13 protein-coding genes are annotated in these 12,516 nt (G+C 71.5%); all 13 read right to left on the bottom strand.

The features are described 5' to 3' along the window. Window position 1: 1 nt before the first annotated feature. Window positions 2–898 (bottom strand): ABC transporter permease, encoded by an 897-nt coding sequence (locus RI578_RS08220; RefSeq protein ID WP_310870482.1) that lies wholly within the window; start codon window positions 896–898, stop codon window positions 2–4. Further along, a complete protein-coding gene (locus RI578_RS08215) occupies window positions 885–1,679 on the bottom strand; it encodes an ABC transporter ATP-binding protein (protein ID WP_310870481.1) in 795 nt (264 codons plus the stop codon). Before RI578_RS08215 ends, RI578_RS08220 begins: the two co-directional genes overlap by 14 nt. Before the next feature lie 35 nt (window positions 1,680–1,714). Further along, the gene (locus RI578_RS08210) at window positions 1,715–2,818 is read right to left on the bottom strand and encodes an aliphatic sulfonate ABC transporter substrate-binding protein (RefSeq protein WP_310870480.1); all 1,104 of its coding nucleotides are present in this window, start codon (window positions 2,816–2,818) and stop codon (window positions 1,715–1,717) included. Between the two features lie 239 nt (window positions 2,819–3,057). Then, a complete protein-coding gene (locus RI578_RS08205) occupies window positions 3,058–4,413 on the bottom strand; it encodes a GTP-binding protein (RefSeq protein WP_310870479.1) in 1,356 nt (451 codons plus the stop codon). A gap of 2 nt (window positions 4,414–4,415) precedes the next feature. Beyond that, on the bottom strand, window positions 4,416–5,354 hold the full coding sequence (cysD, locus tag RI578_RS08200; RefSeq protein WP_310870478.1) for a sulfate adenylyltransferase subunit CysD: 939 nt from the start codon (window positions 5,352–5,354) through the stop codon (window positions 4,416–4,418). Beyond that, window positions 5,351–5,920 (bottom strand): adenylyl-sulfate kinase, encoded by a 570-nt coding sequence (gene cysC, locus RI578_RS08195; protein WP_310870477.1) that lies wholly within the window; start codon window positions 5,918–5,920, stop codon window positions 5,351–5,353. The genes cysD and cysC overlap by 4 nt, the downstream gene beginning before the upstream one ends. 1 nt (window position 5,921) lies before the next feature. Then, entirely contained in the window at window positions 5,922–6,632 is a 711-nt protein-coding gene (locus RI578_RS08190; protein ID WP_310870476.1) for a phosphoadenylyl-sulfate reductase, read from the bottom strand. Continuing rightward, entirely contained in the window at window positions 6,629–6,808 is a 180-nt protein-coding gene (locus tag RI578_RS08185) for a hypothetical protein (RefSeq protein WP_121749832.1), read from the bottom strand. Before RI578_RS08185 ends, RI578_RS08190 begins: the two co-directional genes overlap by 4 nt. Continuing rightward, window positions 6,805–8,502 (bottom strand): sulfite reductase SirA, encoded by a 1,698-nt coding sequence (sirA, locus tag RI578_RS08180; protein ID WP_310870475.1) that lies wholly within the window; start codon window positions 8,500–8,502, stop codon window positions 6,805–6,807. The genes RI578_RS08185 and sirA overlap by 4 nt, the downstream gene beginning before the upstream one ends. A gap of 139 nt (window positions 8,503–8,641) precedes the next feature. Beyond that, window positions 8,642–8,725 carry a putative leader peptide gene (locus RI578_RS08175; RefSeq protein WP_309475039.1) on the bottom strand — a complete coding sequence of 28 codons (84 nt, stop codon included), beginning with the start codon at window positions 8,723–8,725 and terminating at the stop codon, window positions 8,642–8,644. 114 nt (window positions 8,726–8,839) lie between these two features. Further along, window positions 8,840–9,412, bottom strand: a complete 573-nt coding sequence (locus tag RI578_RS08170) for a GNAT family N-acetyltransferase (protein WP_310870474.1) — start codon at window positions 9,410–9,412, stop codon at window positions 8,840–8,842. 73 nt (window positions 9,413–9,485) lie between these two features. Further along, window positions 9,486–10,793 (bottom strand): hypothetical protein, encoded by a 1,308-nt coding sequence (locus tag RI578_RS08165; RefSeq protein ID WP_310870473.1) that lies wholly within the window; start codon window positions 10,791–10,793, stop codon window positions 9,486–9,488. A gap of 207 nt (window positions 10,794–11,000) precedes the next feature. Beyond that, window positions 11,001–12,290 carry a GAF domain-containing protein gene (locus RI578_RS08160; RefSeq protein ID WP_310870472.1) on the bottom strand — a complete coding sequence of 430 codons (1,290 nt, stop codon included), beginning with the start codon at window positions 12,288–12,290 and terminating at the stop codon, window positions 11,001–11,003. Window positions 12,291–12,516: the final 226 nt, after the last annotated feature.

Below are 12,516 nucleotides of genomic sequence, written 5' to 3'. Positions count from 1 at the left end.
GTCAGCTCCTCACCAGCAGGCCGCGGCTGCGCAGCACCCACCGCTCCAGCGGGCTGAAGATCAGCAGGTCGATGGCGATGCCGACGATCAGGATGAGCAGGATCGCCTCGAAGACCATGGCCATGTCGCTGGCGTTGCGGCCGTTCTCCAGCAACTGCCCGAGGCCGACGCCGAGGTCGGGGAAGGAGGCGATGATCTCGGCGGCCATCAGGGAGCGCCAGGAGAACGCCCAGCCCTGCTTGAGGCCCGCGACGTAGCCGGGCAGCGCGGCCGGCAGCACGATGTGCCAGGTGCCCTTCAGCCCGGTCGCTCCCAGGGTGCGGCCCGCGCGCAGGTAGAGGGGGGAGACCTGGTCGACGCCGGAGACCAGGCCGTTGGCGATGGAGGGGACCGCGCCGAGCAGGATGACGGCGTACATCATCGAGTTGTTCAGGCCCAGCCAGATCACGGCCGGCGGTACCCACGCCACCGACGGCAGCGACTGGAGGCCGGAGAGGATCGGGCCGATCGCGGCGCGCACGAACCTCACCCGGGCCACCAGCAGTCCCAGCGGCGTGCCGATCACCAGTGCCAGCAGGAAGCCGGACAGCCCGCGCGAGACGCTGGTCCAGATGTAGCCGAGCAGTTCGCCCTGGAGCCAGGCCTGGTGGACCACGTCCCACACGTCGGACGGGGCGGGCAGCTTGGTCGGATCGTCGACGATCTTGAAGGAGACCAGGGCCTGCCACGCCGCCAGCACCAGCAGTACGGCCACCACCGGCGGCAGGATCTTCTGCGTGAGCGTCTGACGGAAGGGCGTGCGGCCCGTCTGCCGGGTCTCCAGCGCGTCGAGGCCCGCCTCCAGACCGGCGAGGTCGCCCGCGTCCTTGCCGGGCGTGGTGGTCTCAGTGCTGGCCATGTCGGCGGATCTCCCCACGCAGTTCTTCGGTGATCTCGACGGACAGTTCCGCCACGGCGGTGTCCTCGATGCGGCGCGGATGCGGGATGCCGACCGTCCACTGGCGGGCGATGCGTCCGGGGCGGGAGGAGAGCAGCACCACGCGCTCCGCGAGCCGGACGGCCTCGCGGACGTTGTGCGTGACGAAGAGGACGGACAGCCGCGTCTCGCGCCAGATCCGGGTCAGCTCGTCGTGCAGCACGTCCCGCGTGATGGCGTCCAGCGCCGCGAACGGCTCGTCCATCAGCAGCAGCTTGCTCTCCTGGGCGAGCGCACGGGCCATCGCGACCCGCTGGCGCATACCGCCCGACAGCTCGTGCACCCGCTTGCCGTACGCGCCCTTCAGCCGGACGAGTTCGAGCAGTTCCTCCGCCTTGTCGCGGCGCTCGGACTTGGGCACGCCCCGCAGCTTGAGGGCGAGTTCGATGTTCTTGCCTGCGGTCAGCCACGGGAACAGGGCGTGCTCCTGGAACATCAGGGCCGGCCGCCCGTCCGTGGTGATCGCCCCGGCGCTCGGTTTGTCCAGGCCCGCCACCAGGTTCAGCAGTGTGGACTTGCCGCAGCCGGAGGCCCCCAGGAGGGTGACGAACTCGCCGGGCGCGACATCGAGGCTGATGTCGTCCAGCACGAGCTGCTGCCCGGCGGGGCCCCCGAACGACTTGGAGACGTGCTCGATCCGCGCGGCGTGCGAGGCCGCCTCGGTGCCTTCGTCGGCCTTGGCGAGGGTCGTGGTCGTGGCCATGGTCGTCACCTCCTGGGAATGGTCGGGATCCGGGCCTACTGGACGCCGAGACCGGCGTCGTCGACCGCGGGTTCGCCCTTGGCCTTGAGGACCTTGTTGAGCAGCGTGAGGTCGTAGATGCCCTTGAGGTCGGGCTGCTCCAGCAGACCCGCCTTGACGGCGTGGTCGGCCTGGGCGTCGAGGGTGGCGGCCAGCGGGTCGTCGGTCAGCCGGATCGACTCCCACGCCGGGTCCAGGACGTCGGCGGGCAGCGCCTTGCCGGTGTCCTTCTCCAGCTGCTTGTTCGCCGCGGCCTTGGCCTCGTCGGGGTTGGCCTCGATCCACTCGTTGGTGTCCACCGAGGCCTTGAGCACCGCCTCGACGACCTTCGGGTGCTCCTCCAGGAACTCCTGCCGCACGATGATGTTCGTGATCACGAACTTCTCGTCCGGCCACAGCGTCGACTCGTCCAGCAGCACCTTGCCGCCCTGGGCGACCAGCCGGGACGCGGTCGGCTCCGGCACCCACGCGCCGTCGACGGAACCGGACTTGAAGGCGTCCGGGGTCACCTTGTTGTCACTGCGGACGACCGTCACGTCGCCCTTGCCGCTCTGCGCGTCGACCTTCCAGCCCTGCTCGGCGACCCAGTTGAGGAACGCCACGTCCTGCGTGTTGCCCAGCTGCGGGGTCGCGATGCGCTTGCCCTTGACGTCCTTCAACGACTTGATCTTGTCCGGGTTCACCACCAGCTTCACCCCGCCGGAGGCCGAACCGCCGATGACCCGCAGGTTCCTGCCGTCCGACTTGGCGTAGCCGTTGATCGCCGGGGAGGGGCCGATCCAGCCGATGTCGACGGAACCTGAGTTCAGCGCCTCGATCTCGGACGGGCCCGCGCTGAAGACCGCGTACTTGGCCTCGGTGGCGCCCAGCTCCTTCTGGAAGAAGCCCTTCTGGTTGCCGACCAGCGCGGTGGCGTGGGTGACGTTGCCGAAGTAGCCGATCCGGACGGAGTCGAGACCGTCGATCTTCTCGGCCCCGGCGGCGATCTCCGCGCCCGAGTCGTCCTTGGCCTGGGAGCCGTACCCGCAGCCGGCGAGCGCCAGCAGCGGGAGGGCGGCCAGGGCCGCGAGAGTGCGGCGCAGGGCGGTGGTGGCAGGCACGGGAGGTGTTCCTCTCGTTGGCCCGGCTCTCACGCCTGTCGGTTGGTCCGAGGTGTCAGGTCGTGGCCGGGAGATCGGCGGGTTTGCGTCTGTGGCGGTGGGGGGTGAGGGCGCGCGAGCGGTGCGCGTACGTCAGCACGCACATCGCGCCACCCCGCCCTGCCCGCTGCCGAGGGCGCCGCTGCCGACGCGGCCGCCCTCCTTCGCGAACGTGGAGTAGAAGTCGGGGGAGACCATGGCTAGAAGTCCCACCCGTCGTCGTCCGCCGCGTCCTTCACCGGCTCCGGCGTGGCGAAGGACTCGCCGGCCATGCCCGCGGTGAGCGTGGTGCCGTCGCTCGGGTCGATCAGGATGAACGAACCCGTGCGCCGCGAGTCGGCGTAGGAGTCGGCGGGCAGCGGCTCGGCCGTACGGATCTTCACCCGGCCGATGTCGTTCGCGACGAGCTGCCCGGGGTGCGGGTGCAGCGACAGGTCGTCCAGCGTGAGCCGGGCCGGGATGTCCTTGACGATCGCCTTGACCGTGCGGGTGCCGTGCTTGAGCAGTACCCGGTGCCCGACGGTGAGCGGCGCGTCGGCGACATGGCAGACGGTGGCCTCGACGTCCTGGGTGGTGGCCGGCGCGTCCTTGCGGGGCACGATCAGGTCGCCGCGCGAGACGTCGATGTCGTCCTCGAGGAGCAGCGTCACCGACTGCGGCGTCCAGGCGGCGTCCACCGGCTCGCCCAGCAGGTCGATGCCGGACACCTTCGAGGTGCGGCCCGAGGGCAGGACGGTGACCTCGTCGCCGACGCGGAAGGTGCCGGCGGCGATCTGACCCGCGTAGCCGCGGTAGTCGGGGTGCTCGGCGGTGCGCGGCCGGATCACGTACTGCACGGGCAGCCGGGCGTGGCAGTGCGCCAGGTCGTGACTGACCGGGACGGTCTCCAGGTGTTCGAGGACGGTCGGGCCGCCGTACCAGTCCATGACCGCCGACGGTTCCACCACGTTGTCGCCGGCGAGCGCCGAGATCGGGATCGCGGTGACCTCCGGGACGCCCAGCTCGGTCGCGTACGCCGTGAACTCCTCGGCGATGGCGGCGAACACGGGCTCCTTGTAGTCGACCAGGTCCATCTTGTTGACGGCGAGGACGACGTGCGGGACCCGCAGCAGGGCGGCGATCGCGGCGTGCCGACGGGTCTGCTCGACCACGCCGTTGCGGGCGTCGACCAGGATCACCGTCAGCTCGGCCGTGGAGGCGCCGGTGACCATGTTCCGGGTGTACTGCACGTGCCCGGGGGTGTCGGCCAGGATGAACCGGCGGCGCGGGGTGGCGAAGTAGCGGTAGGCCACGTCGATGGTGATGCCCTGCTCGCGTTCGGCCCGCAGGCCGTCGGTGAGCAGCGCGAGGTCCGGGGCCTCCTGGCCGCGGCTCGCGGAGGCGCGCTCCACCGCCTCCAGCTGATCGGTGAGGATCGACTTGGAGTCGTGCAGCAGCCGGCCGACCAGGGTGGACTTGCCGTCGTCGACGGACCCGGCGGTGGCGAACCGCAGCAGGGTCGTCTCCGACAGCTGCCAGGCCGCCAAGGGCTCGGTGGGTTCGGTGGTGCTGGTCATGGCTAGAAGTACCCCTCGCGCTTGCGGTCTTCCATCGCGGCCTCGGACATCTTGTCGTCGGCGCGGGTCGCGCCGCGCTCGGTGAGCCGGGAGACGGCGATCTCCGCGATCACCTTCTCGATGCTGTCGGCGTCCGAGTCGACGGCTCCGGTGCAGGACATGTCGCCGACGGTGCGGTAGCGAACCCGCCGCTTGACCACCGTTTCCTCGTCCTTCGGGCCGCCCCACTCGCCGGCGGTCAGCCACATGCCGCCGCGTCCGAAGACCTCGCGCTCGTGGGCGTAGTAGATCGCCGGCAGTTCGATGGACTCGCGGGCGATGTACTGCCACACGTCCAGCTCGGTCCAGTTGGAGAGCGGGAAGACGCGGACGTGCTCGCCGGGGGCGTGCCGGCCGTTGTACAGGTTCCACAGCTCGGGGCGCTGGCGGCGCGGGTCCCACTGGGAGAACTCGTCGCGCAGCGAGAACACCCGCTCCTTCGCCCGCGCCTTCTCCTCGTCGCGGCGCCCGCCGCCGAAGACGGCGTCGAACTTCTCCGCCTGGATCTTCTCGGTCAGCGGCAGCGTCTGCAGCGGGTTGCGGGTGCCGTCCGGGCGCTCCTTGAGCACACCGCGGTCGATGTAGTCCTGCACGGAGGCGACGTGCAGGCGCAGCCCGTGCTTCTCGACCGTGCGGTCGCGGTAGTCGAGGACCTCGGGGAAGTTGTGCCCGGTGTCCACGTGCAGCAGCGAGAACGGGACCGGCGCGGGGGCGAACGCCTTCAGCGCCAAGTGCAGCATGAGGATCGAGTCCTTGCCGCCGGAGAAGAGGATCACCGGCCGCTCGAACTCGCCCGCCACCTCGCGGAAGATGTGCACCGCCTCGGACTCGAGGGCGTCGAGGTGGGAGAGGGCGTACGGGCTGTCCGTACCCTCCGCCACTGTGGCCACGGACGTCGTCATGCCAGTCCCCTTTCGGTGAGCAGGGCGTGGACCGCCGCGGCGGACTCCTGGACGGTCTGGTCCTGCGACTCGATGCGCAGGTCGGGCGCGACGGGCTCCTCGTACGGGTCGTCGACCCCGGTGAGCCCGGTCAGCTCACCCGCGGCCTGCTTGGCGTACAGGCCCTTCACATCGCGCACCGAGCACACCTCGACCGGGGTGGCCACGTGCACTTCCACGTACGCCGTGCCGTTCGCCTCGTGCCGCTTGCGGACCGCGTCCCGGCTGTCCGCGTACGGTGCGATCACCGGGACCAGCGCCGTGACGCCGTTGCGGGCGAGCAGTTCGGCGACGAAGCCGATGCGCTGCACGTTGGTGTGCCGGTCCTCGCGGCTGAAGCCGAGGCCCGCCGAGAGGAACTCGCGGATCTCGTCGCCGTCGAGGAGCTCGACGCGCCGGCCCTGCTCGCGGAGCCGGCCGGCCAGTTCGTGGGCGATGGTGGTCTTGCCGGCGCTGGGCAGACCCGTGAGCCAGACGGTGGCTCCGGTCGTCACAGGGTTCTCCTGAGTCTCAGTGGTCGTCGTCATGTCAGCCGTGCAGTCCGCACTCGGTCTTGGAGCGGCCCGCCCAGCGGCCGGCGCGGGCGTCCTCGCCCTCCAGCACGCGGCGGGTGCAGGGCGCGCAGCCCACGGAGGCATAGCCGTCCATCAGCAGCGGGTTGGTGAGGACACCGTGCTCGTCGACGTACGTTTGCACATCTTCCTGTGACCACTTGGCGATGGGAGAGACCTTCACCTTCCGCCGCTTCTCGTCCCAGCCGACCACCGGTGTGTTCGCGCGGGTCTCGGACTCGTCGCGGCGCAGGCCGGTCGCCCAGGCCTGGTAGCCCTTCAGACCCTCCTCCAGCGGCTTCACCTTGCGCAGCGCGCAGCACAGGTCGGGGTCGCGGTCGTGCAGCCTCGGCCCGTACTCGGCGTCCTGCTCGGCGACCGTCTGCCGCGGGGTGAGCGTGATGACGTTGACGTCCATCACGGCCTCCACGGCGTCCCGGGTGCCGATGGTCTCCGGGAAGTGGTAGCCGGTGTCGAGGAACACCACGTCCACGCCGGGCAGGGCGCGGGAGGCGAGGTGGGCGACGACCGCGTCCTCCATCGAGGAGGTCACGCAGAAGCGGCTGCCGAAGGTGTCGGCCGCCCACTGGAGGATCTCCAGCGCGGAGGCGTCCTCCAGCTCGCGGCCCGCCCGCTCGGCGAGTGCCTTGAGTTCCTCGGTCGTACGCTCTTCCTGAACCGCAGTCATATCGGTTCCCCTCCCGTGGAGTTGGGCTGAAGACCCCGGGCGAGAAGCCCGAGGAACTTCAACTGGAATGCGCGGTTGCACGCTCCGCATTCCCAGGCGCCGTGACCTTCCTCGTGCGGACGCAGGTCCTCGTCCCCGCAGTAGGGGCAGTAGAACGGCGCGGCACGCTCCGTCACGACAGGGCCTCCTCGGAGGCGCGGGCCGCCCAGGTGGCGAAGCGCTCGCCGTCCTCGCGCTCGGCCTGGTAGCGGGTCAGGACGCGCTCCACGTAGTCCGGCAGCTCCTCCGCCGTGACCTTCAGGCCGCGCACCTTGCGGCCGAAGCCGGGCTCCAGGCCGAGGGCGCCGCCCAGGTGCACCTGGTAGCCCTCGACCTGCTCGCCCTCGGCGTTCAGGACCAGCTGGCCCTTGAGACCGATGTCCGCGGTCTGGATGCGGGCGCAGGCGTTCGGGCAGCCGTTGAGGTTGATGGTGAGCGGCTCGTCGAACTCCGGGAGGCGGCGCTCCAGCTCGTCGATCAGCGAGGCCCCGCGCGCCTTGGTCTCCACGATGGCGAGCTTGCAGAACTCGATGCCGGTGCAGGCCATCGTGCCGCGCCGGAAGGTGGAGGGCCGGGCGGTGAGGTCCAGTGCCTCCAGGGACTCGACCAGCGAGTCGACCTGCCCCTCCTCGACGTCGAGGACGATCATCTTCTGCTCGACGGTGGTGCGCACCCGGCCCGAGCCGTGCGCCTCCGCCAGGTCGGCGACCTTGGTCAGGATCGTGCCGTCGACGCGGCCGACGCGCGGGGCGAAGCCGACGTAGTAGCGGCCGTCCTTCTGCCGGTGCACGCCGATGTGGTCGCGCCAGCGGCTGGTCGGGTCGGCGGGTGCCGGGCCGTCGGTGAGCTTCCGCTCCAGGTACTCGTCCTCCAGCACCTGGCGGAACTTCTCCGCGCCCCAGTCGGCGACCAGGAACTTCAGGCGGGCGCGGTTGCGCAGCCGCCGGTAGCCGTAGTCGCGGAAGATCGAGATGACGCCCTCGTAGACGTCGGGGACGTCCTCGATGGGCACCCAGGCGCCGAGGCGCACGCCCAGCTTGGGGTTGGTGGACAGGCCGCCGCCGACCCACAGGTCGAAGCCCGGCCCGTGCTCGGGGTGCTCGACGCCGACGAACGCCACGTCGTTGATCTCGTGCACCACGTCCAGCACCGGCGACCCGGAGATCGCGGTCTTGAACTTCCGCGGCAGGTTCGAGTACGCCGGGTTGTTCAGGACCCGGCGCTTCATCTCCTCCAGCGCCGGCGTGCCGTCGATGATCTCGTCCTCGGCGATGCCCGCGACCGGGGAACCGATCATCACGCGAGGAGTGTCGCCGCAGGCGGTGACCGTGGACAGGCCGACGCCCTCCAGGCGGTTCCAGATCTCGGGGACGTCCTCGATGCGGATCCAGTGGTACTGGACGTTCTGCCGGTCGGTGATGTCGGCCGTGCCGCGCGCGAACTCCTGCGAGATCTCGCCGATGACCCGCAGCTGCGCGGTGGTCAGCGCGCCGCCGTCGATGCGGACCCGCAGCATGAAGTAGCTGTCGTCCAGCTCCTCCGGCTCCAGGATGGCCGTCTTTCCGCCGTCGATGCCCTGCTTGCGCTGGGTGTACAGCCCCCACCAGCGCATCCGGCCACGCAGGTCACCGGGGTCGATCGAGTCGAAACCCCGCTTGGAGTAGATCGTCTCAATACGTGTCCGTACGTTGAGACCGTCGTCGTCCTTCTTGGTCTGCTCGTTGGCGTTGAGCGGGGTGAAGTGACCGGCCGCCCACTGACCCTCGCCGCGGTGACGGCTCACCTTGCGGCGGGGGGTCGCGGCAGCAGGATTCGGCGGCGTGGCGGCCATGGTTTGACACGTCCTTCGGGACAGGCGGAAAGCGGCTCTGACCTGCGCGCACGGCGCATGGCATACGTGAGGCGTACGTGCGCTTCGTCGCGCGGGAATCAGGCGAATGCGGGGAATCCGGAGGTGCTGGAGGGGGCTCTCAGCGGCCCGGACAGATGGCGCTGGACATGCGGCCGAGGTCGACGTGCCGCCGACTCACCAAGGCAATTCCAGTTCCAGGCATGGCGGAAGCCTGGCACGGCGATCTGGACACAGTCCAGCTTCGTCCAAGATGCGGACACCCTTGTCTCGTGCAGCGAGACAAGGGTGTTGTGGATCACAGCGGAGCGGTGGTCGGTCAGGCGGGGAACGCTCCGGGCCAGGGCCCCGGAGCGGCCACCTCAGCCTCTTCCTCGACCTTGGTGTCGAACAGGCGGAAGCCCCGGCGCTGGTAGTTGTCCATCGCGAAGTCGCCGTCCTTGCTGCACGTGTGCAGCCACACCCGCTTGGTCGTGGCCAGCCCCGGCCACCGGTCCGCCAGGTCCCAGGCACGGGCGGCGCCGTACGAGAGCAGGTGGCCGCCGATGCGCCGGCCCCGGAAGGCCGGGATCAGGCCGAAGTACTCGATCTCCACGACCCCGTCGCCCCCGGGGGTCAGCTCCACGTACCCGGCGGGCGTGCCGTGGTCGTAGGCGACCCAGGTCTCCACGCCGGTCCGCTCCAGGTGCTCCCGCCACCGCGCGTAGCTCCAGCCCAGCCGGTCCGTCCAGCGGATGTCGCCGCCGACCGAGGCGTACAGGTAGCGGCTGAACTCGGGGGAGGGCACCCCGGCGCGGACGATCCGGACGTCCCCCTCCGGTGCGGCGGCCGGCAGCAGATCGGTCGGCGCCGTCTGCTCCAGGGACCAGGTGGTCACGGCGATGTTGGTCATGCCGGTCAGGGAATCATCCGGTCCGCGGATCTGTCGATCCCCGCCCGCGCGCACCCCCGGGGGCCCGTGGCCGTCAGTCGAGCGCGTCCTCGATCGAGGTCAGCGGCAGCGCGAACAGCATGCGGCCCGACTGGGACCAGACCTCACCGGTCTGCGCCCAGTACGACAGGGAGCCCGCCTGTCCGCTCCAGCACCGCTGCGAGCGGTCCGCCCCGCACTCCGTGGCCCGGGCCTCCTCCGTGTCCTGGCGCCACAGGGTCCCGCGCCCGTCGTGCCCGCCGGCCGCGCGTCCCAGGTACCAGTCGGACCGTGCCGCGCCGGCCGGGCGGTGCGAGAGCACGCCTCCGACCTCGGCCGCCCCGGTCTCGTACGCCTCCACCGCGTCGACGTGTCCGTACGGGTCGGTGGCCGGCAGTCCGGTGCGGGCCGGGTCCGTGCCGAACGCGTAGCGCCACAGCCGGGTGGGGCGGTCGTCGCCCGCGGGCACCCGCTCGCTCGCCACCAGGCTGTCGGGGACCGTGCCGCGGTCCAGGGAGATCGCGCCGGGGCGGGCGGCCCCGTCGGCGTCGGCCAGCCGGTACGAGGCGACGGCGGGCAGCACGTACGGGTGGCCGTCCGCCGCCCAGCCCCCGGGCACCCGCCCGACGGCGTCCGCGTCGGTGGTGGCGCGCTGGACCCGGTCCACGTCGTACACGTACAGCGCGTCGCGGTCCCCGGAACCGGCGGTGACCAGCAGCTTGTCCTGGTACCAGACCATGCCGGAGACGGGCGAGGCGAGCCCCCGGTAGTCGTGGCCGCCGTCGACCGGGACGGCGAGGAGCGCCGAGGTGTAGCTCAGGTGGTCGGGGTCGTCGGCGTCGACGAAGGAGACCCGGGCGAGGCCGCCCTCGGGCGTCCCGTCGTCGCGGGTCCAGGCGGACAGGATGACGCGGTGGGCGCCCCAGCGCCCGTCCTCGTCGGCGTCCCCGGAGGTGGTGACCGCGCCGGGCCGCCAGCCCTCGGTGTCGCCCTCCTCCCAGCAGTAGGCGCGGGTGGCCGCGGGGGAGACCGGCAGGGCTTCGCGTTCCCCGGCCGTGCAGTCGGCGGCCTCGCGCAGCGTGCGGTCGGCGGAGCCGAGGACGGCGTCGACGCCCACCGGGTCGCCCATCGCGGTGGAGAGCCGGTCCAGCCAGGGCCGCGGCACTCGGTGCTCCGTCAGCCGCAGCGCGTCGGTCTCGGCGGCGGAGGTGAGGGGTTCGAGAGCGCCGGGGTCGTCGGCGACCGTGGCCTGCGAGGCGCTGATCAGCGTGGCGGCACCCGTCAGTGCGAGGGCGGCCCCGGTCAGGGCCGCGCGCAGCGCCCTGCCCCGCCTGCGTCGGCGGTGTCTGCCGCGCTGCTTCATAGAACCTCCACGGGCACCGGACCAACTGGGCTCGACGGTGGCCACGTTGACCGAGGAGCGGATGGGGCGGTCCGTAGAGGATGCTACGACAGACGGACGGGTTCGCGGACGCGGACGATGCAAATATGCGAAAACGTGCCGTCTTTCCGGCCGTCCCGGACAGCCCGCCACGCGGTTGCCCGGGCCCCTGAAGGAGCCCGCGGCCGTTCAGGGCGCCGGCAGCGACGCCCTGCGTTCCGTCACCGCCGGGGCCGTCGAGTGGGGGAGGAGGTCGCGCGGGTCGTCCGGGAGGACCACTTCGATCTCCGCCTCCTCGCAGAAACGATACGGCCGGTGTTCCAGGTACGCCCCGAGGTACCTCCGCACCCGCGACATCTCGGCCCGTACCGTCACCGTGCGGGCCGGGTCGCCGAACATGTCCTCGGCCAGCCCCGACGCGCTGCGGCCGGCGCGGTGCACGGCCAGCAGATACAGCAACTCGGCATGCCGGGGACTCAGTTCCCGGACCCACGCCGCCGCGCCGCCCAGCACCCGGACCGACCAGCGGCGCGGCTGCCCGAGGTCCAGCACGATCCGGACGGCGCCCTGCGGCACCGGCTCCTCGGCCGCCCGCACCAGCCAGCCCTCGCCCAGCGGCTCCACGGTGCACGCCCCGAACGCCGGCAGCCACCTCGGCCCCGCCGCCGGGGACTTGGGCAGCGTCACCCGGTCCAGGTACGGCATCCCCGTCACCGCCGCCGTCCAGCCGTCGCGGTCCGTCACCAGGGCCCGCCCGCCGAGCCGGGCCAGCACCGGCGCGGCCACCGCACGCAGCCGCTCCAGCGTCAGCACGTGCGACTCGCGCAACCGGGCCTCGGCGAGCTTGGCCACCGAGTCGACCCAGGCGAGCGTCGCCGGGTGCATCGTCTCCAGCGGCCCGCTCACGTCGACCACGCCGAGCAGCCGGCCACTGCGCGGATCGGTGATGGGCGCTCCGGCGCAGGTCCAGGTCGCCTGGGACCGGACGAAGTGCTCGGAGGCGAAGACCTGTACGGGCCGCCGGGTGACCGCCGGCGTGCCCACGCCGTTGGTGCCGACCACCTCCTCGCGCCAGTCCGCCCCGAGTTCGAAGCCGAGACCGTCGGCCTTGCGCAGCACCGGCGCGCTGCCCTCCCGCCACAGCACCCGGCCCTCGTCGTCGGCGACCACCATGATGTGGTGCGCGACGTCCGCGACCGACAGCAGACCCTCCCGCAGCACCGGCAGCACATGCCGCAGCTCCGAGGCCTCCCGCCGCCGCTGTACCTCCTCGGGGGCCAGCAGCCCGGAGCGGAAGTCGTGCTCGGGATCGACCCCGCTGCGCAGCATCCGCTCCCAGGACTGCTCGATCACCGGACGCGGCGCCACCGGAGCCCGTCCGCCCGAGAGTTTCGCGGAACGGACCTCGTTGAGCGTCCGCGCCGCACGTGCCGTGTCGACGGCGGCGAACTGCGTCACGTCCATCGGCGAGAGAGCCACTGGTCCCCGTCCTCCCGGAAGCCGGATGTTCGGATACTCGAATGTTCGGACACTCGGATGTTCGTCTGATACTGACCGCCTGCCCGTGACAGGAGGACACAGTCCGCACACAGTCGGCAGCAAGTTGCAACCCCCTGCAACCCTGGTGGACGGCCGTACCGGTGTCCAAACTTGAACCACGTCGCCCCGAGCGGCGTACACGGCCTGAACAGGCCGGTGTGGCGGG

Origin of the sequence: Streptomyces sp. BB1-1-1, assembly GCF_031597775.1 — a bacterium.
In the GTDB taxonomy this organism is placed as follows: Bacteria; Actinomycetota; Actinomycetes; order Streptomycetales; family Streptomycetaceae; genus Streptomyces; species Streptomyces thinghirensis.
Note: the sequence above shows the minus strand (reverse complement) of the source record. Positions and strands in the feature narration are given on the sequence as shown.

What these genes read in the sequence shown, in the direction of transcription:
- RI578_RS08220 (WP_310870482.1), bottom strand. Translation starts at nt 898, where the DNA reads ATGGCCAGCACTGAGACCACCACGCCCGGCAAGGACGCGGGCGACCTC.
- RI578_RS08215 (WP_310870481.1), bottom strand. Translation starts at nt 1,679, where the DNA reads ATGGCCACGACCACGACCCTCGCCAAGGCCGACGAAGGCACCGAGGCG.
- RI578_RS08205 (WP_310870479.1), bottom strand. Translation starts at nt 4,413, where the DNA reads ATGACCAGCACCACCGAACCCACCGAGCCCTTGGCGGCCTGGCAGCTG.
- cysD (WP_310870478.1), bottom strand. Translation starts at nt 5,354, where the DNA reads ATGACGACGTCCGTGGCCACAGTGGCGGAGGGTACGGACAGCCCGTAC.
- cysC (WP_310870477.1), bottom strand. Translation starts at nt 5,920, where the DNA reads ATGACGACGACCACTGAGACTCAGGAGAACCCTGTGACGACCGGAGCC.
- RI578_RS08190 (WP_310870476.1), bottom strand. Translation starts at nt 6,632, where the DNA reads ATGACTGCGGTTCAGGAAGAGCGTACGACCGAGGAACTCAAGGCACTC.
- sirA (WP_310870475.1), bottom strand. Translation starts at nt 8,502, where the DNA reads ATGGCCGCCACGCCGCCGAATCCTGCTGCCGCGACCCCCCGCCGCAAG.
- RI578_RS08175 (WP_309475039.1), bottom strand. Translation starts at nt 8,725, where the DNA reads ATGCCTGGAACTGGAATTGCCTTGGTGAGTCGGCGGCACGTCGACCTC.
- RI578_RS08170 (WP_310870474.1), bottom strand. Translation starts at nt 9,412, where the DNA reads ATGACCAACATCGCCGTGACCACCTGGTCCCTGGAGCAGACGGCGCCG.
- RI578_RS08165 (WP_310870473.1), bottom strand. Translation starts at nt 10,793, where the DNA reads ATGAAGCAGCGCGGCAGACACCGCCGACGCAGGCGGGGCAGGGCGCTG.